This window comes from Streptomyces sp. NPDC052687 (assembly GCF_040678395.1).
GTDB lineage: Bacteria > Actinomycetota > Actinomycetes > Streptomycetales > Streptomycetaceae > Streptomyces.
Map to the genome: position 1 here is coordinate 100,218 of NZ_JBFATR010000018.1, position 20,563 is coordinate 120,780.

A 20,563-nucleotide genomic window follows, 5' to 3' on the forward strand; every position below is an offset into this window, starting at 1 on the left:
GGTATCGGGTGGTGCCGGTCGTGCTCGACGTGCTTCCGCGCTCGGTGTGCTGCCTCGGGCCATCCTGACGCGCCCGTTCCCCGAGCGCACACCGGGCTCCTTTCGCGGGGGCGTCGGCTGATACGGATGCGGCGGCCGGGGTACTCAGTCCACCCGGCAGGTCGCGCCGGCCACTCCCGCGTGACGGGTCGTCAACCGATTCCGCCACGCGGTGACGAGGCGTGCGCAAGGCGGCCGATAGCTGTCTTGTCATGGCCTGTTACGGCCGCCTACTTTTGGCCCTCCTGACGCTCGTCGAGGGGGCACTCCATGGCCGTACGCGGCCGGCACCGCCGGTATCAGCCGAACAGGATCAACCGCGCCTCACTCACCGTCACGGCGGGCGGGGCCGGGATGGCCCTCCCGTTCGTGGGTGCCGGCGCCGCTCAGGCCGCCGACGTGGGGACCTGGGACAAGGTCGCCGCCTGCGAGTCGAGCAACGACTGGAACATCAACTCCGGCAACGGCTACTACGGCGGACTCCAGTTCAGCCAGTCCACCTGGGAGGCCTACGGCGGCACGGCGTACGCGGCGCGCGCCGATCTGGCCACCAAGGACCAGCAGATCGCCGTCGCCGAGAAGGTGCTCGACGGGCAGGGCCCCGGCGCCTGGCCCACCTGCTCGCGGGAGGCCGGGCTGACGCGCGGCGGCGGGAGCCCGGACATCCGGCCCGACGGCGGCACGTCGGCACGGCCCGCCACGCGGCCGGTGGCGGACGTCCGTCCGCAGACCACGCCCCAATCCCGGGCGGGCCGCGCCGAGATGTACACCGTGGTGCGCGGCGACACGCTCTCCGCCATCGCCGACGAACAGCGCGTCCGGGGCGGCTGGCAGGGCCTGTACGCCGCGAACCGCTCGACCATCGGCGCCGACCCCGACCTCATCGTCCCCGGCCAGCGCCTCAGCCTGCGCGCCAAGGCGTCCGGCGCCCCGGCGACGGCCGCGCCCCGGCCGAAGGAGCAGGCGCGGAAGGCACCGAAGAGGGAGCCCGAGAGGCAGTCCCGGGAGCGGACCAGGGAGGCGTCGCCGGAGAAGAAGACCTCCGGCTCCCTCGTCGCCCCCGTGAGCGGCGCGCTCGGCACGCCGTACCGGGCGACGGGTTCCAGCTGGTCGAAGGGCTACCACACCGGCGTCGACTTCCCGGTGCCGACCGGGACCTCGGTGCAGGCCGTCGGGGCGGGCCGGGTGGTGAGCGCGGGCTGGGGCGGCTCCTTCGGCTACGAGGTGGTCATCCGGCACGGCGACGGCCGCTTCACCCAGTACGCGCACCTGTCCGCGATCTCCGTGAAGGCCGGGCAGACGGTGGGCGCCGGTCAGCGCATCGGCCGCGCGGGCTCCACCGGGAACAGCTCGGGCCCGCACCTCCACTTCGAGGTGCGGACCGGGCCCGGGTTCGGCACGGACGTCGACCCGATCGCCTATCTCCGGGCCGGCGGGGTCAGGATGTGAGGCGTGTCCGGTGCCGGTCGGCGAGGGCCGGCAGCGGTACGTAGGACACGCCGCACAGGAGGTTCCGGTACGGCGTCCGGTGCAGCGGGCCCGCGCCGGCCGGCGCCACCCGGTTCTCGTACGCGTCGTCCGGGCCGGCCTCCGGCGCGGAGGGCACGGACGGCGTGGACTGCGTGGACGGCGTGGACTGCGTGGACGGCGTTGCGCGCGCGGACGGCGCGGCGGTCACGGGGACCGGTTCCCGCCGCCGGGCGGCGAGCACGGCGGCCGTCCGGCCGGATGCGGGGACCGCGCCGCGGGCGGTGACCAGGTCCGGGTTCGCCGGGCCGGCGGCCGGGGCAGCGGCCACCGCGACGGCCGCCCGAGGAGGGCCGTCGGTCACTGCGACGGCTGTCCGAGGTGGGCCGTCGGTCACTGCGACGGCTGTCCGAGGTGGGCCGTCGGTCACTGCGACGGCCGTCCGAGGTGGGCCTGCGGCCACCGCGACGGCTGCCCGAGAGGGGCCGGCGGCCACCGCCAGCGCCGCCCCGGACGAGGCGGAGACCGGCGCGGCCTTCACCGACGGGGCAGGGGCGAGTACGGCCGTCCCGGACCCGGCACGGGCAGGCACCGTGACCGGCACCGGCACCGGCACTCCGGAGCCCGCCGCCGGGGCGGGGAGTCCCGGCTGAGCCGGCTCCGGCCGCGTCCGGGTCTCGTCGCGGGCGATGCGCTCCGTGGTCAGCAGGATCAGGCCGCCCGCCGCGACCACCGCGCAGCCCAGCGCGAGGACGGTGCCGGTGGTGCCGTAGCGGAAGCTCTCGCCGAACATCGTGATGCCGACGGCCGCCGCGACCACCGGGTTGGCCACCGTGAGCGTGGCCAGCGGGGCGGCGAGCCCGGCGCCCCGGTAGGAGGCCTGGGACAGCATCAGCCCGGCCGTGGCGAGGACGCCGATGGCGGCCAGGGGCGGCAGATCGGCCGCCGACACCCCGCCGGTCCAGTCGGCCGCGACCGTCTTGGTGAAGACGGAGGACATGCCGAACGCGATCCCGGACGCGGTGGCCAGCAGCAGGGCGCGCACCGCCGGGTGCCGGTGGGCGGCGCGGCCCGCGATCATCAGGGCGGTCACCGCGCAGGCCGTGACCAGGAAGACGGTGATCTGCTGCGGTCCGCGCAGCGACTGGGTGTCGGCCGCGCCGACGAGCGACAGCAGTCCGGCCAGGCCCACGGTCGCCATGAGCGCGCCCCGCCAGGCGGCCGCCCCGGCCTTGCGGCGCACGAACAGCGCGGCCATGGGCAGGGCGAAGACGATGGTGAGGGCGCCGAGCGGCTGGACCAGGCTCAGCGGGCCGTAGGCCAGCGCGACCACGTGCAGCAGTCCGCCCAGGCCGTTCAGCGCCACCGCCGCCCACCAGCCCGGCCGGCGCAGCGGCGCGTACTGCCGGCCGTCCGGCGAGGACACCGCGACGCGCTCCTGCACGATCGCCCCGCCGGCGTACGCGACGGCGGACACGAGGGACAGGAGGACGGACAACGCGAGGGCGCTCATCGGCTGCTCCTCTGCGTGAGGCGGGGGCGCGCGGCCCGGCGGGGCAAGCGGTCGGCTTCCATGCCAACACGATCCCCCGCCGACCTGTTCCCCGTCGTCGTCCTTGAGCACACACTGCGTCCTACTGCCGATGGAGTACGGCAGGGACGGGGTCATCCCCAAGGCGGGCGCCGGCCCGCCCGGCCCCCCGACCGTCCCCTAGGGGGCTTGGTACTACTGCTCTTCGTGGACCTCGACCCCGAACTCGCCGCGCTCCGCCCGCTCGGCGGCTTCTTCCCGCTGCGCACGGGTGCGCCGCCGCGCGGCCCCCTGCCGACTCTCGCACACGTGTACGCCGGTCACGCGCGGGAGGCGTCCGGCGGCGACCCGATGGAGGCGTCCGGCGCCGACCCGCTGGACGTCCGGGTCCGAAAGGTCACGGACGCCCTGCGCGCCCCCGAGCCGCGGATCGCCGCCTCCGTGGCCCACCTGGGCCTCGCCGCCCGGCTGTGGTCCGCCGCCCTGGGCTGCGCCGTGCTGTACGGCCGTGTCCCCGACCTCGATCCGGGACTGCTGTGCTGGGACCCCGACGGGAGCGCCCCCGACGACCTGTGGCTGACCGCGGTGCGCCCGCCGGGCCGGGAGGGCGACGCGGCGGCCCTCGCCGGCACCGTGCTGCACGGCCACCTCGTCCCGCTGGCCGCCGCCCTGCGCGCCCGCTACCGCCTCGCGCCCGGTCTGCTGCGCGGCAACGCCGCCTCCGCGCTGGCCGGCACCGCGCGCACCCTGGACACCTGGGCGCGGACGCACGGCCGCCCGGACGTCGCCGGCCGGGCCCGCTCCCTGACCGCCGCCCTGCTCGCCCACCCGCTCCTCGCGGACACCGGCACCCTCACCGGCACCGCGTTCCGGCGCCGCAGCTGCTGCCTCTACTACCGGGTGCCCGGCGGGGGAGTGTGCGGCGACTGCTGCTTCACCCGCCCCCCGCGGTCTTCCCCGCGCGCCGCATCCGGGGGACCATGAGGAGATCAGTCACCGAGAACAGGGAGCCGCGGGTGCGCGTGGGACTGCTGACCCGGGAGTACCCGCCGGACGTGTACGGCGGCGCGGGGGTCCATGTGGAGTTCCTGGCCCGGGAGTTGCGCTCCCTGGTCGACCTCCGGGTGCACTGCTGGGGCGAGGTCTCCTCGGCCGAGCGCGCCGCGGGCGTCGTACGCCACCGCCCCTGGTCCGCCCTGGACGGCGCCAACGACGCGCTGCGCACCTTCTCCGTGGACCTCGCCATGGCCGCGGCCCTGGAGGGCCGCGACCTCGTCCATTCCCACACCTGGTACGCCAACCTGGCCGGCCACCTCGCCAAGCTGCTGTACGGCGTCCCGCACGTGCTCACCGCCCACTCGCTGGAGCCGCTGCGGCCGTGGAAGGCCGAGCAACTGGGCGGCGGCTACGCCCTGTCGGGCTGGGCGGAGCGCACCGCCGTCGAGGCGGCCGACGCGGTGATCGCCGTCTCCGGCGCCATGCGCGAGGACATCCTCGCCTGCTATCCGGCGCTGGACCCGGCCCGCGTGCATGTCGTCCACAACGGCATCGACACCGAGCTGTACCGGCCCGATCCGGCCACCGACGTCCTGCACCGCCTCGGCGTCGACCCGGACCGCCCCTACGTGCTCTTCGTCGGCCGCATCACCCGCCAGAAGGGCGTGCCCCATCTGCTGCGCGCGGCCCGGCACATCGACCCGGCCGCCCAGGTCGTACTGTGCGCGGGCGCGCCCGACACCCCGGAGATCGACCGGGAGTTCCGCGAGCTGTACCAGGAGCTGAGCCGGGTGCGCGAGGGCGTGCACTGGATCCCGCGGATGCTGCCGCGTCCCGAGGTGGTCCAACTCCTCACGCACGCGGCCGTGTTCGTCTGCCCGTCGGTGTACGAGCCGCTCGGCATCGTCAACCTGGAGGCGATGGCCTGCGGCACGCCCGTCGTGGCCTCGCGGGTCGGCGGCATCCCGGAGGTCGTGGCGGACGGCAGGACGGGCCTCCTGGTGCCCGTGGGCGACGACTTCGAACGCGGCCTCGCCCAGGCCCTGGACGCGCTGCTCGGGGACCCGGAGGGCGCCCGGCGGATGGGGGAGGCGGGACGCGAGCGGGCGGTCGGCGAGTTCGGCTGGGACACGGTCGCCCGGCGGACGGTCCGGCTGTACGAACACGTCGTCAAGGGGACGTAGCGCAGCGAGCCGCGCGGCGGGCGGCACACCGGGGCGGCACCACGACAGCTGTGCGGCGGGCCGCGCACCGAGGCGGCACCACGAGCCGTGCGGCGGGTCGCACACCGTCGCGGTCCTCGAACAGGAATGTTCCGCCGATGCACGGGCAGGTTCTTCGGCAACCAGCGTGAGGGGAGCGGCCATGCGTCGTGGGGGTCCTTCGGTGCTCGGAATCGTCCTGGCGGGAGGCGAGGGCAAACGCCTGATGCCCCTGACCGCCGACCGCGCGAAACCCGCGGTCACCTTCGGCGGCACCTACCGCCTCGTCGACTTCGTCCTGTCCAACCTGGTCAACGCCGACATCCTGCGCATCTGCGTGCTGACCCAGTACAAGTCGCACTCCCTGGACCGGCACATCACCACCACCTGGCGGATGTCCAGCCTGCTCGGCAACTACGTCACCCCGGTCCCGGCCCAGCAGCGCCTCGGCCCGCGCTGGTACCTGGGCAGCGCGGACGCCATCCTCCAGTCCCTGAACCTGATCTACGACGAACGGCCCGAGTACGTCGCGGTGTTCGGCGCCGACCACGTGTACCGCATGGACCCGCGGCAGATGCTCGCCCAGCACATCGAGTCCGGCGCCGGGGTCACCGTCGCCGGGATCCGGGTCCCGCGCGCCGAGTCGTCGTCCTTCGGCGTGATCACCCCCGGCTCGGACGGCCGGACGGTGGAACGCTTCCTGGAGAAGCCGGCCGACCCTCCCGGACTGCCGGACCGGCCCGACTGCGTCTTCGCCTCGATGGGCAATTACATCTTCACCACCAAGGCCCTGATCGAGGCCCTGCACCGGGACGCCGAGGACGAGAACTCCGCGCACGACATGGGCGGTTCGATCCTGCCCCAGCTCACCGACCGCGGCGAGGCGCAGCTGTACGACTTCGGCGACAACCACGTGCCCGGCGAGACCAGCCGCGACCAGGGGTACTGGCGGGACGTCGGCACCCTCGACGCGTACTACGACGCCCACATGGACCTCATCGCCGAGCGCCCCGCCTTCAACCTCTACAACCGCAGCTGGCCCATCTACACCCACTCCGGCCAGCTCTCCCCGGCCCGCTTCAACGCGGGCGGCATCGCCGGCGAGTCGATCATCAGCGCCGGGTGCCTGATCCGGGGGCAGGTCACCCGGTCCGTGCTCTCGCCCGGGGTGGTGGTCGACCCCGGCGCGGTGGTGCAGGGGTCGGTGCTGCACGACAACGTGCACATCGGCCGGGGCGCGGTGGTGCGGGGCGCCGTACTGGACAAGAACGTCGAGGTGCCGCCGGGCGCCACCATCGGCGTCAACCCGGAGCGCGACGCCGAGCTGTACACCGTCTCCAAGAACGGGGTGATCGCCCTCGGGAAGGGCCAGCGCGTGCCGTAGCGCCCCGGCGAGCCGGGTCCCCGCCCCGTGATCATGGCCCGTACGCCCTGATCAAGACGGGTTTGGCGAGGCGGCCCGGTGCTCCGTAAAATCTGCCGTTCGAATGCGGGCGCGAGTCGGAGCGCCGCCAGGGCAGAAACAGGGAACGCAGCGGCGATGACGGTCACAGAGGACGGCACCCAGACCCCGGACGAGGTGGTCTACGGGCCCGGCATCGACCCCGAGCGCCTGGCGATCTGCCTCAGCGTGCTCGAAGAGCTCGACAAGCTGGAGGTCGACCACCCCGACGCGATCAAGGTGCGTCGGGCCACCTCGCACATCTACCGGACGGTGAAGCAGCGCCGCCGCCAGGAGCGCCGGGCCGCCAAGACCGCCCACGACCGGCAGGTCACCGAGGCCACCGCGACCGGCTCCGCCGAGCGCATCGACGACGAGACCGAGGGCGTCCTGCCCTCCTCCAAGATCGAGCCGGGCCGCATCGCCGGGATACTCCAGCGCCCGCGCTCCTGCTACGTCTGCAAGGCGCGGTACGTCGAGGTCGACTACTTCTACCACCAGCTCTGCCAGAAGTGCGCCGCCGAGAACCGGGCCAAGCGCGACGCCCGCGCCGACCTCACCGGCCGGCGGGCGCTGCTCACCGGCGGCCGCGCCAAGATCGGCATGTACATCGCGCTGCGGCTGCTGCGTGACGGTGCTCACACGACGATCACCACCCGGTTCCCCAAGGACGCCATCCGCCGTTTCAAGGCCATGGAGGACTCCGCGGACTGGATCCACCGCCTGGAGGTCGTCGGCATCGACCTGCGCGACCCCGCCCAGGCCGTGGCCCTCGCCGACCAGGTCGCCGAGGCCGGTCCGCTCGACATCCTGATCAACAACGCGACGCAGACCGTGCGCCGCCTGCCCTCCGCCTACGCCGCCCTGGTCGAGGGCGAGAGCGCCCCGCTGCCCGCCGGGGAACTCCCCGCCCACCACGTCATCGGCGCCTTCAACTCCGGCGCCGTCGACGGGCTCGCCGCGCTGCCCCTCGGGACCAGCGGCCTCGACGCCCAGCAGGTCACCGACCTCGCCCTGGTCGCGGGCAACGCCAGCATCGCCCGCCACCTCGACGGCACCGCCATCGACGCCGGCGGCCTGGTGCCGGACGTCGTCGACACCAACACCTGGGTCCAGACCATCGAACAGATCTCCCCGGTGGAGCTGCTCGAGACCCAGCTGTGCAACTACACCGCGCCGTTCATCCTGATCAGCAAGTTGCGCTCGGTGATGGCCGAGGCCGCCCGGAAGGCGCCCAGCGGACGCTCCTACATCGTCAACGTCTCCGCGATGGAGGGCGTCTTCAACCGCGGCTACAAGGGCGCGGGACACCCGAACACCAACGCCGCCAAGGCCGCGATGAACATGGTGACGCGGACCAGCGCCCAGGAGATGTACGACACCGACCGCATCCTCATGACCTCGGTCGACACCGGCTGGATCACCGACGAACGCCCGCATTTCGACAAGCTGCGCCTCGCCGAGGAGGGCTTCCACGCCCCGCTCGACCTGGTCGACGGCGCGGCCCGGGTCTACGACCCGATCGTGCGCGGCGAGGCGGGCGAGGACCTGTACGGCGTCTTCCTGAAGGACTACGCGCCCGGCAAGTGGTAGCCCGTCGTCTCCCCCTTCGTCGCCTGTAGTTGACGGCGCGTCAGCCCGCGATCCGCGGCGGGCCCGGCGCGCCGTCGCCCGTTCCGGCGGAGCCACCGCGCGGCGCGGGCCCCTGCCGGGGCGTCGACCGCCCTGCCCGGCCGTCCTGCCCCGGTCACCCTGCCCCGGTCACCCTGCCCCGGCCCCCTGCCCCGGCCACTCTGCTCCAGCAGCCGGGCAACGGTCGGGCGCTGACCGTGACAGCCGGGCGGCGGCCGTGACAACCGGGCGGCGGCCGTGACAACCGGGTGGGCCGGGTCCAGGCCCCCACATCCGTTCAGCCGAGTAGGCCGAGCGGGTGAAGCGCGAACGGCGCATCGTGGAGCAAACGGGTGCAAGGGGTAGTGCGGTATATGCGGGGCGACTTGGCGGAGTCCCCCTGTTCTTCCCCAAGTTTCGTACGCCATCGAGCGCGAGCCTGCTCATTTGGTTAATCTGAAGCCGGCGGACAGCAGCACGGGTCCCTACCCACACCCATCGTCCGTCCCGGGACCAGCCGGCGCACAGCGGTCTGCCCTCCCGTGAGTTGTCGACGCCACCGCGTCCGGACGCATTGGACCCAGACCTGAGTGCGCGTCGCGCCGCGGACAGCGGACCGGCCGGCGAGCCCGAGGGTGACCCGACACATAAGGAGTGCGCGGTGACACCGGAGAAGAAGAATCGCGAGCAGCGGCCCAAGGAACGCACCGAGCGTGCGGGCCGCCGGCCCGGAGAGATCGGCAGCCTCGACGTGTGGGCCCGTTCGGCCCCGATCCGCCTGGCGGGCTACGAGGACGACCTCGCCGAGCCGCACATCCTGCCCAGCGTGGACTGACACCCTGGGCGGTGCTGCCGCGATCACCGGTCAGCTGGGCGTGCGAGACTCACGCCCATGCTGATCAGAGAAGCCACCGCCGACGACTGGCCGCGCATCTGGCCCTTCTGGCACCGCATCGTCGCCGCCGGCGAGACCTACAGCTGGGATCCCGACACCGGCGAGGAAGCGGCCCGCGCGCTCTGGATGAGCCCGGCCAAGCGCGTCTACGTCGCCGAGGACCCCTCCGGAGCCGTCGTCGGCTCCGCCTACCTGACGCCCAACTACGGCGGCCCCGCCGCGGGCATCGCCAACGCCGGCTTCATGGTCGACCCCGACCAGGGCGGCCGGGGCATCGGCCGCGCCCTCGCCGAGCACGTCCTCGCCGCGGCCGCCGCGCACGGCTTCCGGGGCATGGTGTTCAACGCGGTCGTCGAGACCAACCCGGCGGTCGCGCTGTGGACGTCCCTCGGCTTCACCATCCTCGGCACGGTGCCGGAGGCCTTCGACCACCCCCGGCACGGGCTCGTCGGCCTGCACATCATGTACAAGGCCCTCCAGCCGGCCGGCCCGGCACCCCGGCCGGACGAGCGGGCCACCCCGGGCACCTAACCGAGCGGCGCGGTCCGCTCCCACGGCCGCAGCCGCTCCAACTGCTCTGCCAGCTGCAGCAGTTGTGCCTCCGCGCCCGGCCGGCCCACCAGCTGGACGGCGCACGGGGCGCCCGAGGGCAGCGTGCCGAGCGGCACGGCCATCGCGGGCAGTCCCGTGAGGTTCCACGGCGGAGTCATCGGCGCGTAGGTCGAGTTGGCCACGAGGTTGCGCAGCCAGCCCCGCTCGTGCCACGGCACCGCCCGCGGGGAGCGGCGGGCGAGCGAGGGGGTGAGCAGCACGTCGTACTCCTCGAAGAACGGCTCCAGCCGCCGGCGCAGCGCCTCCCGGGCCGACCCGGCGCGCACCCGCCCCGCGAACCGCCTCCCGACGGCCGCGTGGACGCGGGTGCGCCGGGTCAGCAGCCGGGCGTCCAGCCCCTGGGCGTCGACCGACGTGCCGGCCGTCCAGTGCGCCAGCGCGGTGAGGGCGAGCGAGCGCGGATACGGCGGGTCCGCGCGCCGCACCTGGTGCCCCGCCTTCATCAGCAGTCCGGCCGCCTCCCGCGCGGCGGCGGTGTACGGCTTGGTGACGACGGCCCCGGCGATCGGGGCGCGCAGCGACAGCGCGACCCTGCACGTGGCCGCCGTGGCCGCCGTGGCCGCCGTGGCCGCCGTGGCCGCCGTGGCCGCCGTGGTAGGCGTGCCCTGGGTGTCCTGCGTGTCACGCGCGTCCGGTCGTACGCGCACGCCGTCGAAGCCGCCGTCCGCGAGGACGGACAGCATCAGCCGCGCGTCCGCGACGGTCGTGGCGAGCGGGCCGTTCTCCGCCATGCCGAACCAGTCGCCCTGGCCGATCTCCGCCGGGATCACGCCGTGGCCCGGCTTGATGGTGACCACGCCGCAGTTGGCCGCCGGGATGCGCAGGGACCCCATGCCGTCGTTGCCGAGCGCGATCGGCACCATCCCGGCGGCCACGGCGGCGGCGCTGCCGCCCGACGAGCCACCCGCGGTGCGGGACAGGTCCCAGGGGTTGCGGGCGGTGCCGTGCACGCCCTCCGTCGTACCGAAGACGCACAGCTCCGGCACGTTCGTCAGCCCCACGACCACCGCGCCCGCCGCGCGCAGCCGGGCCACGGTGACGTGGTCCCGCTCGGCGGGTGTGTCCGGGGTCGCGGCCGAGCCGTTCCTGGTGGCCTCGCCGCGCACCGCCAGATTGTCCTTGACGGCCACGGGCACCCCGGCGAGCGGCAGCCCGGCCAGATTCCCGCGCGCCCCCACCTCGTCGGCCTCCCGCAGCGCCGCCTCCGTCCGCACCGTCCGGAAGGCGCCGACCCGTCCGTCCAGCCGCTCGATGCGCGCCAGATGCTCCGCCACCACCTCCCGAGGCGTGACCTGCTTGTCCCGCACGGCGGCGGCGATCTCGACGGCGGTCCGTCCGACCCAGTTGGTCACGGGCGCTCCTCGGCGGATGAGTGGGCCTACTGGCGAGTACGGGAGCACTCTGCCCCGGCCCGCCGCGCCCTGTCGAGGGTGCGCGGCGCCCGGGCCGGCTGTCGCGGCGTGCAGGCGGACGGACGACATCGCGTGGCGAAGGCGGGAGCGGAAAAAGTGCCGGCACGCGGCAACCTCTCACGGGTCGGCGGCCACTGTCAGGGCGTAACCTCGATCCTCCTCCGTAAGGAAGCCCTGTGGCTGCTCGCTCCCACCGCCGGTCCCTCCGCTCCCGTCGTGCCGCCGTCGTCTGCGCGGCCGTCGTGACCGCGGGCGTCGGCGCTGGTGTTCTCGTGATGAACGCCAACGCCGGGACCGTCGACCTGTACCACCAGACGCTCGCCGCGAAGGACGGCTGGGCGTCCTCCGGTGCGGGGACCACCGGTGGCACGAAGGCCGACGCCGCCCACACCTTCACCGTCTCCACCCGCGCGCAGCTCGTGAAGGCGCTGGGCTCGGTCTCCGATACCACGCCCCGCATCATCAAGATCAACGGCATGATCGACGCGAATACCGATGACAGCGGCAAGAAGCTGACCTGCGCCGACTACGCCCTCGGAACCGGCTACTCGCTGTCGGCCTATCTCAAGGCCTACGACCCGGCCACCTACGGCCGCTCCAAGCTGCCCTCGGGCACCCAGGAGACGGCGCGCGCCGCCGCCCAGGCCAAGCAGGGCAGGAACATCGTCTTCAAGGTGCCTGCCAACACGACCATTGTGGGAGTCCCCGGCACGAATGCGGGCCTCACCGGTGCCATGCTGCAGATCCAGAACGTGGACAACGTCATCATCCGCAACCTGACCTTCGCCGCCACCGAGGACTGCTTCCCGCAGTGGGACCCGACCGACGGCGACGACGGCAACTGGAACTCCAACTATGACTCGGTGTCCCTGCGCGGCGCGACCCACGTGTGGGCGGACCACAACACGTTCACCGACGCGCCGCACTTCGACAGCGCCAACCCGGCGTACTTCGGCCGCGAGTACCAGATCCACGACGGCGCCCTCGACATCACCAAGGGATCCGACCTGGTGACCGTCTCGCGCAACCAGTTCACCAACCACGACAAGACGATGCTGATCGGCAGCAGCGACACCGACAGCGTCGGCAAGCTGCGCGTCTCCATCCACCACAACGTGTGGAAGGGCATCACGCAGCGTGCCCCGCTGGCCCGCATCGGCCAGATCCACATCTACAACAACCACTACGACGTGACGCCCCTCAACGGGTACACGCCGCAGTACAGCATCAACTCCCGTGCCAAGGCTCAGGTCGTCGCGGAGAACAACTACTGGAAGCTGCCGTCCGGCGCGAAGGCCGCCAAGCTCCTCAGCGGTGACGGCACCGGCTCGGTCAAGGGCTCCGGCAACCTCGTCAACGGCACCGTGACCGACCTCGTCGCCGCCTACAACGCCGCCTCGTCCAAGGACCTGAAGACCACGGTCAACTGGGCCCCGACCCTCACGGCGGGCCTGGAGGCCTCGGCGGGCGACCTGCCGGCGTCGCTGGCGGCGACGACGGGGGCGGGCGTGCTCAAGTAGCACCCGGGACACGCGAGGGCCGGGAGACCACGAGCCCCCGGCCCTCGCGTACTGCTGCCCGCCGCCGTCCGCGGCGCCACGGTGCGTGTGGCGTCAAGGGCCCGATCCGGGGTCGGGGTGGACCGGGTCGGTCAGTCCGGCCCTCGCCGCCTCGAGCTGGGCGGCGAAGGCCATGCCGAGGAACAGCGCGATGCCGGTGAGATTGGCCCACAGCAGCAGGGCCACGAACGCCGTGAGGGGACCGTACACGGCGCCGAAGGAACCGCTCCTGGCGACGTACAGGGTCAGCAGCCAGGTGGCGCCGACCCACAGCACGAGGTGCACGGCCGAACCGAAGGCAAGCCAGGTGTAACCGGGCTGATCGCGGCGCGGTGACCAGCGGAAGATGACCGCGGAGGCGATCCAGGCGAGTACCGCGCCGACCGGGAAGCGCACGGCGGCCCACCACGCCGGCATCCGTGACCAGCCGAAGGCCTCGGCGGTCGACTCGCCCACCGCCTCGCCCGCCACCAGGACGAGGAAGCCGAGCACCATGGGGACGCCCGCGGCGAAGGCGAGCAGCAGGGCCCTGCCGTACTTGAGCGGGAAGGGACGGTCGCGTTCGATGCCGTAGATGCGGTTGGCGCCGCGTTCCACCTGCCCCATGGCGGAGGCCAGATTGAGCACCGAGAACCCGAGGCCGAGCCAGAGCGCGACCGTGCTCCACACATCGGAGTGGGCGTTGCGCCGGGTCCCGGCCAGTGCCTCCTCGACCACCTCGGTGCTGGCTCCGGGCACGATCCGGCCGAGGGTCAGCTCGATGATCCGCCCGATACTCTCCGTGTGCGCGGCGGTGGCGACCCCTACCAGGGCGATGGTGAAGGGCAGCATGCCGAGCACGATCTGGAAACCGAGTCCGCGCGCGTTGGTGAAGCCGTCGGCGTACCGGAACCGCGCGAACGCGTCGACCAGCAGTTGCACGCCGCCGTAGCGGCGCAGCGCGGTGAATGCCTCGTCGCCGGAGAGTTCCTCCCCGATCATGTCCCGTGTCTGCGGAACGTGTACGACTGTCCCCATCGTCTGCGTCTCCCTCGCGGCCTGGCCCCGGGATACCGTGTGCCCGGCCGCGCCGGTCGCAGGCGTACGACGCGGCGCGCCCCACCGGGGCGGCCCCCGCCGCCGGGACCCGGCTCCGGTTGCGCCCCGGAGGACCGGCCGACCAGGCGGGGACGGGCCTTCACCCGCGCCTGCGGTCGCCCCGAGCCGGGAAGGAGCACCGCGCGGCGCCCCGCCTGCGGCCGGACCACAGCGCCACGGCCCGACTCGACGCTGCCTTGCCCGCCCCCCGGACCGCCGCGGTGCCCAGCGCAGCGCCGGCTCCGCGGCTGGCGGCGCGCCCGGCTTTCCCGACCTGCCCCGCGTCAACGCCATGCCGTCCCCGTCCGCGGCCCCGCTGGTCAGGGCCGCCGGTGCCGCGGACCGCCTGCTCGGCACCGATGCCGGCGTCCTGCGCAGGGACCGTATGTCCGCCCCGGAACCCAGCCGGAAAGGCTTCCTCGTCACGGCTCCGGCGTACCTGCGTGGCCGGCTGCCCGGCGCGGCCGGTCCGGTCGGCACGCTGGGATGCCGTACCGGGCGGTATGCCGGACCCCGTCCGGCCCGCCGCCGCTGCTCTGCTGCGCGCCCCGGCCGAACCGGTCCCCTCGGTATCGCCGCCCGCACGGCGCTCCGCCGCTGTGGGCCCTCCACCGCCGAGGCGAAACCGCGGGCGATCGCGGCTAGGCTCGGCATGGTGCGCACGGTCGAGCTCCTGCTGGACGAGGCGGCGGACGCGGCGGTCCGGGAGGCCTGGCGACGGCTGGCGGACGCGGGGCTGCCCAGCCAGGCGCGCCACCGCTCACCGACCAACAGCCCGCACCTCACCTTGGCCGCCTGCCCGGAACTGACCGCCCCGATCCGCTGGGCACTCGCCGATGTGGCCGCCGCCCTGCCGCTGCCGGCGCGGTGTACGGGCGTGGTCCGCTTCGCACGGCCCACCTCGGTACTGGCCTGGGCGCTGGACCTCGACGAGGCGCTGGCCGGTCTGCACCGCCGGGCGTGGGAGGCGGTGGCCTCGAACAGCCCGCCCGAGACCCTCAATCCCTTCCACGCACCCGGGCGCTGGAGCCCGCACATCACCCTCGGCCGGACCCGGCGGGCCGGTGCCTTCGCCGGCCGGCGGGTCTGCGAGGTGCTGCCGGCGCCGCCGCTGTCGGTCTGGCTCACCACCCTGCGCAGCTACGACACCGAAACCGGCGCCCTGGAGGTACTGGGACCCCGCTCCTGACACGCCCCCACCCTCGTCCGCCCCCGGCGCTGCCCGCCCTCACGAACGCCGTGAGCCGGACCCGGACGACACCCCGCTCACTGAAGGAGGCGGGTGACCGCCTCGGGAAGGACGTCGCAGAGGTCGGTGATGCGGACGTGAGCGGCATGGGTGGCGGTGAACTCGCGTATCGCGACCTCCGGTGAGCCGAAGACCGATGCGAAGGTGCGCAGCGCGCCAGGTGAACGGTCCAGTGCCCACGCCGCGGTGGAGGCGCTGGAGCGCAGGAAGCAAGCGGACTCCGGGCCGATGACGAAAAGGTCGGCGGCACGGCCGGAGCGGTCCGCGGCCAGCATGGTCAAGTCCTTGAAGACCTGCCGCTTGCGCATGGCGTCGGCACCGCGCCACCGGGCGAACTTGAACTCCGCCACGCGCCGGTCCGTTTCCAGGTCGTAGGGCCGGCCTGGGTCGTTGCCGGCCCCGAGGGAAGGCCGCCGGGAGATCCGCTCGCCCTTCTCCAGGATGTGCGGCAGCGCCAGAATGATCCCCGACGCGTGAATGAGGTCGCTGATCCGGCCGAGGCTCTCCCGCACGGTGAGCGCGGAGGCGAGGAGACCGGTGTCCACCCCGCCCTGGTCGGCGACTTGGACGGCATGTGCCGCGTCCGCCCCGTCAAGGCCGTGTTCCAGTGCGGCAATGGCCTCGGTGAGCGGCGCGCGACGAACGAACCGGGCAAGAGTGTCCACCGCCGCGCTCAGGTCCTCGGGAGCGAGTGGCGTCCCTGGTGCCGGTCGTGATCCGGGTGCGTCTGTGCTGTCCACATCGTCATGGTGACGTGTGTCCGGGGATGCCGGGGCGCAACGAACGGAAGTACGCCCCAACTTGACGACAGGCTCCGACCGGGACGGGGCATCCGCCTCTCCATGCGAGCAGGCGCCCAGCCCGCCGGCGCGCCGCCCGGCAGCGTCGGATCGGGCGGGGCCGGAAATGATCCGTGGACACCCTCGCACCGTTGATGACCCGGCGCGTCGTGGGTTTCACTGCACCGCCCGGCGGTGCCTCCGCCGGCTCGACCATCATCGACTGGGGGGACTGTGCGTCGGTCCAGAGCGAATTCCGCGAGACAGCCGGGGTGGCCCGGGGCACGAAGAGCCGGCATATCGGGTGCGGCGGCGCTGATCGGCGTCGCCGCACTCGTCGTCCCGGTGAACCCCGCCGCCGCGACGGCGGCCGAGGCGGCACCACCGCCGAGCCCGCAAGAGGTGATCCCCGGGCAGCGAACGCGGACGCCCGCCCTGGTGGAGGGCATCCGGCAGCCGGCTCCGGCGGCGGGCAGCCCGGCCGCAGCGGCCCGCGCGTACCTCGCCGCACAGCGCGACACGTACCGCATCGCGCACGCCGTCCGGGACCTGCGGCCCGTCGGGACCGTCACCGAGGGCACGCGGGAGACCGTGCGGCTGCAGCAGCGGCACCAAGGCGTGCCGGTCCTCGGTGGCCAGTACGTCGTCCGCATGGAAAAGGCGGCGGACGGCTCACGGGTCGTCACCGGAACGTCCGGCAAGTACTTCACCGGGCTGCGCACGGACACCGCGGCCGAGGTCGGCGACGATCTCGCCGTGGAGCGCGCGGTCGACGCCGTCCTGGACGACCTGGGCCGCGAGCGGTTCGCCGGGCACGGGACGGGCGAGCGGGACGAGTCGGCGCCGCCGCTCACCGGCACCTCCCACGGCCTCGTCGTCCTGCCCAGCGGTACGGGTGTGCTCACCCGGCACGTCACCGTGCGCGGTGACGACCCGGCCCTCGGCGAGCCGGTGCTGCGCGAGGTCTACATCGACGCGCGGGCCGGCTATCCGGTCCTCCAGTACAGCGGTATCAAGACGTTCGGCGCCCCGAAGGCGGCCGACGGGAAGCGGCCGGCCGACGGCGCGCCGAGCGCGCGCCGGCTCGCCCCCGCCGCCGAGGCCGGCTCGGGCGTCAAGCTGGACGGTACGACCGTGGCCCTGGACATCACCCGCGACGAGGGGCGCGGCGCCTACCTGCTGCGCGACCGCTCCCGTCACCCGGAAGACAGCGGCAACGCCATCGTCACCTGGGACGCGCGCGGCAAGTGGGCCGGCCAGTGGGCCGGGACGTGGCCCGAGACCCTGCAGGAGTTCGGCTCGCCGACCCCGGCCTTCGGCGCCGAGGCGACCGAGGCGGGAGCGGTGGACGCGCACTGGGCCGCGGCGCGGGTCCACGACCACTACAAGGACAGGCACGGCCGGGACAGCCTGGACGGGCGGGGCATGACGGTCGACTCCCTCGTCGGGGTCACCGACTACGGGCAGCCCTACGTCAACGCCTTCTGGGACGGCAGCAAGATGGTCTACGGCTCCGGCGACGCCGAGTACCGTCCGCTCGCCGCCGCACTGGACGTCGTCGGCCACGAGATGACGCACGGAGTCGTCGAGCACACCGCCGACCTCGTCTACGCCGGCCAGTCCGGAGCGCTCGCGTCCGGGCGCGGGCGGCGGCTGGTGGGCGGCGTCCCGGTCGAACGAGGAGGGGTCCGAGCCGTACTCCGTGTGGGCCGGACGCACCGACGGCAAGGGCGGGCTGAAGCTGATGAGCCCCAACGACGGCCGCTACCACGTCGATCCGGCGACGGACGGCACCACCGTGGTGTGGGTCGCGTACGGCTCCGGCCCCGTGGAGGTGCTGGCCCGGCCGCTGGCGGGCGGCCCCGTGAGGAAGCTGTGGTCGGGCCGCGGCGTGGGCTCATCGATGGACGTCGAGGGCGACGTCGTGACGTTCGAGCACCACAATCACGGCGGGCGCCGGGGGGTGACGTACCTGAGCCTGAGGGATCCGGCGAACAAGGTGTCGCTCGGCGGCGGCACTTACAGCCAGGCGTTCTTCCCGTCGCTGAGCGGCAACAAGGTGGCCTATCAGACCAGACACCGGGTGACCGGGAGCACGTACGAGTACGCCACCCGGATCGTGGACGTCGTGACCGGCGAGAGCACGGTGGTCCACCAGGCCGCACCGGGGGCCGCGCTGGGCCCGACGGCGATCACCGGCGAGCACGTCTACTGGCTGCTGGACGAGATCGACCAGAACGGTACGACAGCCCTGCGCCGCGCCGCGCTCGACGGCTCCCGTGTCACGGACCTCAGCCCGGAGACCGGCCCCGCGGCGTTGAACATCCGCGATCTCACGGTCTCGCGGGAGGCCGTCACGATGGAGGCCCGGACACCGGTCGCCGAGATGCGCAACGAGTACCTCGCCAAGCTGTGGCAGTTCCCGTCGGCGGGCGACGACGCAACACCGCACCGCACCCGTGTCTCCTGCAACCGCGGCGAGCAGCTGTCGGCCGCGGCGGCCGCGGGCACCCAGGTGCTGTGGCTGGACGCCACCACCGGCGTCAGCGACATGGTCACCCGAACCAAGCCGGCCGGCACCTGCGGCTGACCCGCACCGGGCCCGGCAGGCGTTCGTGAGCTTGTCCCGCTCGAAGCCGGGCGGAACAGCCACCGGGCCGGCCACGCCGCAGGCGGCGGCCGGCCCGATGGCCGCGGGGCGAGGGTGCGGCCGGCCGCGCAGCAGGACCGGCGGACCGGCGCCCCGCCGTGGCCCGGCCTGGGCGAAAACGCGGTGCACGGCCTTTCCCGAAGGCGCACAACACGCCCCGCTGAACAAGGTGCACCGGGGTATACGGCACGCCATGACGTCTACAACCGATCACGTCGTGCCCTCGCGAACCACGCGGCAACTGCGCCGGGTCCGTGCCTTCTACGCGGGAGGCGTCCTGCTGTGGGCGGTGTTGACCGCCTGGACGGGCTGGCGGCTGCCCGGCAGCCGGCAGATGTGGGTGTCCACCCTCCTCCTGGCCGTCTTCAGCGGCCTCCTGCTCACCGCCTCCCTGTGGTTGCAGCGTCTTCGGCCCGCGAGCTCGCACAGTCCGGTGCGCCATGCAGCGTCGCGCAAGGCGACCACCCCGCGCCAGGCGCAGGCCTGACGCCCCGTCAGGTGGCCGCGCTCGCCTCCGCGCCACCGCGCAGCCGTCGGCGCGGCCCGCGGGACCGGGGCCGCGGCGGACAGCCCGGCCGCCTGACCGCGTTAGCCTCGGGGAGTGATTACTTGCGTGGTGGAATATGTGATCGATCCTGCGAAAATCGAGTCGTTCGAACGTTTCGGGCGCCGCTGGATGGACCTGGTCGACCGACACGGAGGGACCCACCACGGGTACTTCCTGCCGGCGGAGGGCGCCAGCGACAAGGCGCTCGCTCTGTTCAGCTTTCCCAGCCTCGCGGATTACGAGAGGTACCGGGCCCTGTTCGGCAAGGATCCCGAGTTCATCGAAGCGGACCGCATCAGGGACGAGAGCGGTTGCGTACTGCGCTACGAGCGCACCTTCATGCGCCCGCTCCTCCCCGGGTCCGCCCAGTGACCTGAGTCGGAGATGCGTCGGGACCTCCCACTCCGGCCACACCACGACCTCCCCGAGCCGCTGCACGCAGCATGGCGGCGGCGAGCCGGTCCGGTCTGATAAACATGCGGGATGGCGCCCTCCACCGCACGCGTCACCGCAGTCGACACCTACGACATCCGCTTCCCCACCTCGCGCGAGCTGGACTGCTCCGACACGATGAACCCCGACCCCGACTACTCGGCCGCCTACGTCGTGCTGCGCACCGACGCCGCCGACGGCCATGAGGGCCACGGCTTCGCGTTCACCATCGGGCGGGACAACGACGTCCAGGTCGCGGCGATCGAGGCCCTGCGCGCCCACGTGCTCGGACGGTCCGTCGACGCCCTGTGCGCCGGCCCCGGCGCGCTCAGCCGGGACCTGGTCGGCGACAGCCAGCTGCGCTGGCTGGGCCCGGAGAAGGGCGTGATGCACATGGCGATCGGCGCCGTCGTCAACGCCGTGTGGGACCTCGCCGCCCGGCGCGCCGGAAAGCCGCTGTGGCGGCTGCTCGCCGACGCCGAACCCGAGTGGCCGGCCGGCCAGATCGACTACCGGTACCTCACCGACGCCCTCACCCCCGAGGACGCCCTCGCCCTGCTGCGGCGCGGCCGCGAGGGCGCCGGGGAACGGCGGGCCCGGCTGCCGGCGCGCGGCTACCCCGCCTACACCACCTCGCCCGGCTGGCTCGGCTACGACGACGAGAAGCTGACCCGGCTCGCCCGCCGCGCCGTCGCCGACGGCTTCACCCAGATCAAACTCAGGGTCGGCGCCGACCTCGACGACGACATCCGCCGCTGCCGCACCGCCCGCGCCGCCCTGCCGCACCTGCGCCGCTCCGCCCACGCCGCCGTGGTCAACCCCTGCTCGATCGCCGCCACCGCGGGCCTGCCGCAGCGCGCCCTGTACCGCGCGACCAAGGGCGCCGTGTACTCCCTCACCCTCGCCATGGCCGCCGACCACGTCCGCGAGGGCGTCCGCGTCAACTGCGTCAACCCCGGAACCGTCGACACGCCGTGGATCGGCCGCCTCCCCGACGCCGCCGCCGACCCGGCCGCCGAACGCGCCGCCCTGGCGGCCCGCCGGCCCACCGGCCGCCTGGTCAC

The 20,563-nt window shown here is 73.8% G+C and carries 17 protein-coding genes and 1 pseudogene; 14 read left to right on the forward strand and 4 right to left on the reverse strand.

The features are described from left to right. The first annotated feature begins 309 nt into the window (after positions 1 to 309). Entirely contained in the window at positions 310 to 1,488 is a 1,179-nt protein-coding gene (locus AB0K92_RS17410) for a transglycosylase family protein (protein ID WP_365923713.1), read from the forward strand. On the opposite strand, the gene AB0K92_RS17415 is transcribed toward AB0K92_RS17410, so the two are convergent. Next, positions 1,478 to 3,019 carry a DMT family transporter gene (locus tag AB0K92_RS17415; protein ID WP_365923715.1) on the reverse strand — a complete coding sequence of 514 codons (1,542 nt, stop codon included), beginning with the start codon at positions 3,017 to 3,019 and terminating at the stop codon, positions 1,478 to 1,480. The genes AB0K92_RS17410 and AB0K92_RS17415 overlap by 11 nt on opposite strands. Positions 3,020 to 3,226: 207 nt before the next feature. Here AB0K92_RS17415 and AB0K92_RS17420 point away from each other — a divergent pair, with 207 nt between their 5' ends. From AB0K92_RS17420 to AB0K92_RS17445, 6 genes are all read left to right on the forward strand, one after another. Beyond that, the gene (locus AB0K92_RS17420; RefSeq protein WP_365923717.1) at positions 3,227 to 4,021 is read left to right on the forward strand and encodes a (2Fe-2S)-binding protein; all 795 of its coding nucleotides are present in this window, start codon (positions 3,227 to 3,229) and stop codon (positions 4,019 to 4,021) included. Between the two features lie 32 nt (positions 4,022 to 4,053). Beyond that, entirely contained in the window at positions 4,054 to 5,217 is a 1,164-nt protein-coding gene (gene glgA / locus AB0K92_RS17425) for a glycogen synthase (protein ID WP_365923741.1), read from the forward strand. A gap of 181 nt (positions 5,218 to 5,398) precedes the next feature. After that, entirely contained in the window at positions 5,399 to 6,619 is a 1,221-nt protein-coding gene (gene glgC / locus AB0K92_RS17430) for a glucose-1-phosphate adenylyltransferase (RefSeq protein WP_166003732.1), read from the forward strand. A gap of 156 nt (positions 6,620 to 6,775) precedes the next feature. Continuing rightward, positions 6,776 to 8,269, forward strand: coding sequence for an SDR family NAD(P)-dependent oxidoreductase (locus tag AB0K92_RS17435; protein WP_365923719.1), 1,494 nt, complete (start codon positions 6,776 to 6,778; stop codon positions 8,267 to 8,269). Positions 8,270 to 8,948: 679 nt separating this feature from the next. Continuing rightward, positions 8,949 to 9,122 (forward strand): hypothetical protein, encoded by a 174-nt coding sequence (locus AB0K92_RS17440; RefSeq protein WP_166003736.1) that lies wholly within the window; start codon positions 8,949 to 8,951, stop codon positions 9,120 to 9,122. 57 nt (positions 9,123 to 9,179) lie between these two features. Beyond that, complete coding sequence (locus AB0K92_RS17445; RefSeq protein WP_365923721.1) at positions 9,180 to 9,713, forward strand: GNAT family N-acetyltransferase; 534 nt, start codon at positions 9,180 to 9,182, stop codon at positions 9,711 to 9,713. Here AB0K92_RS17445 and AB0K92_RS17450 read toward each other — a convergent pair. Continuing rightward, positions 9,710 to 11,146, reverse strand: a complete 1,437-nt coding sequence (locus tag AB0K92_RS17450) for an amidase (RefSeq protein WP_365923723.1) — start codon at positions 11,144 to 11,146, stop codon at positions 9,710 to 9,712. The two genes, AB0K92_RS17445 and AB0K92_RS17450, sit on opposite strands and share 4 nt — an antisense overlap. A 236-nt stretch (positions 11,147 to 11,382) precedes the next feature. Here AB0K92_RS17450 and AB0K92_RS17455 point away from each other — a divergent pair, with 236 nt between their 5' ends. Next, positions 11,383 to 12,726, forward strand: a complete 1,344-nt coding sequence (locus AB0K92_RS17455; protein ID WP_365923725.1) for a polysaccharide lyase family 1 protein — start codon at positions 11,383 to 11,385, stop codon at positions 12,724 to 12,726. 93 nt (positions 12,727 to 12,819) lie between these two features. Here the strand turns inward: AB0K92_RS17455 and AB0K92_RS17460 are convergent, their stop codons facing one another. Further along, positions 12,820 to 13,782: a YihY/virulence factor BrkB family protein gene (locus AB0K92_RS17460; protein ID WP_365923727.1), complete on the reverse strand. Its 963-nt coding sequence runs from the start codon at positions 13,780 to 13,782 to the stop codon at positions 12,820 to 12,822. A 715-nt stretch (positions 13,783 to 14,497) separates the two neighbouring features. Between AB0K92_RS17460 and AB0K92_RS17465 the strand changes: the two genes are divergently transcribed. Then, on the forward strand, positions 14,498 to 15,031 hold the full coding sequence (locus AB0K92_RS17465; RefSeq protein WP_365923729.1) for a 2'-5' RNA ligase family protein: 534 nt from the start codon (positions 14,498 to 14,500) through the stop codon (positions 15,029 to 15,031). A 77-nt stretch (positions 15,032 to 15,108) separates the two neighbouring features. Here AB0K92_RS17465 and AB0K92_RS17470 read toward each other — a convergent pair whose 3' ends face one another. Then, positions 15,109 to 15,756: a PE-PGRS family protein gene (locus tag AB0K92_RS17470; RefSeq protein WP_365923731.1), complete on the reverse strand. Its 648-nt coding sequence runs from the start codon at positions 15,754 to 15,756 to the stop codon at positions 15,109 to 15,111. Between the two features lie 705 nt (positions 15,757 to 16,461). Here AB0K92_RS17470 and AB0K92_RS17475 point away from each other — a divergent pair. From AB0K92_RS17475 to AB0K92_RS17495, 5 genes and pseudogenes are all read left to right on the forward strand, one after another. Beyond that, a pseudogene (locus AB0K92_RS17475) lies at positions 16,462 to 17,400 on the forward strand (M4 family peptidase); the annotation flags it as partial. A gap of 172 nt (positions 17,401 to 17,572) precedes the next feature. Beyond that, positions 17,573 to 18,460, forward strand: coding sequence for a hypothetical protein (locus AB0K92_RS17480; protein ID WP_365923745.1), 888 nt, complete (start codon positions 17,573 to 17,575; stop codon positions 18,458 to 18,460). A 253-nt stretch (positions 18,461 to 18,713) separates the two neighbouring features. After that, positions 18,714 to 19,007, forward strand: a complete 294-nt coding sequence (locus AB0K92_RS17485) for a hypothetical protein (RefSeq protein WP_365923733.1) — start codon at positions 18,714 to 18,716, stop codon at positions 19,005 to 19,007. A gap of 129 nt (positions 19,008 to 19,136) precedes the next feature. Next, positions 19,137 to 19,439, forward strand: coding sequence for an NIPSNAP family protein (locus AB0K92_RS17490; RefSeq protein WP_365923743.1), 303 nt, complete (start codon positions 19,137 to 19,139; stop codon positions 19,437 to 19,439). Positions 19,440 to 19,550: 111 nt separating this feature from the next. After that, the coding region (locus AB0K92_RS17495; protein WP_365923735.1) for an SDR family NAD(P)-dependent oxidoreductase at positions 19,551 to 20,563 on the forward strand (1,013 nt) is incomplete at its 3' end.

Excerpts from the sequence above, each read along its gene's own strand:
- AB0K92_RS17410 (WP_365923713.1), top strand. The coding sequence starts at position 310 with ATGGCCGTACGCGGCCGGCACCGCCGGTATCAGCCGAACAGGATCAAC.
- AB0K92_RS17415 (WP_365923715.1), bottom strand. The coding sequence starts at position 3,019 with ATGAGCGCCCTCGCGTTGTCCGTCCTCCTGTCCCTCGTGTCCGCCGTC.
- glgC (WP_166003732.1), top strand. The coding sequence starts at position 5,399 with ATGCGTCGTGGGGGTCCTTCGGTGCTCGGAATCGTCCTGGCGGGAGGC.
- AB0K92_RS17435 (WP_365923719.1), top strand. The coding sequence starts at position 6,776 with ATGACGGTCACAGAGGACGGCACCCAGACCCCGGACGAGGTGGTCTAC.
- AB0K92_RS17445 (WP_365923721.1), top strand. The coding sequence starts at position 9,180 with ATGCTGATCAGAGAAGCCACCGCCGACGACTGGCCGCGCATCTGGCCC.
- AB0K92_RS17460 (WP_365923727.1), bottom strand. The coding sequence starts at position 13,782 with ATGGGGACAGTCGTACACGTTCCGCAGACACGGGACATGATCGGGGAG.
- AB0K92_RS17485 (WP_365923733.1), top strand. The coding sequence starts at position 18,714 with ATGACGTCTACAACCGATCACGTCGTGCCCTCGCGAACCACGCGGCAA.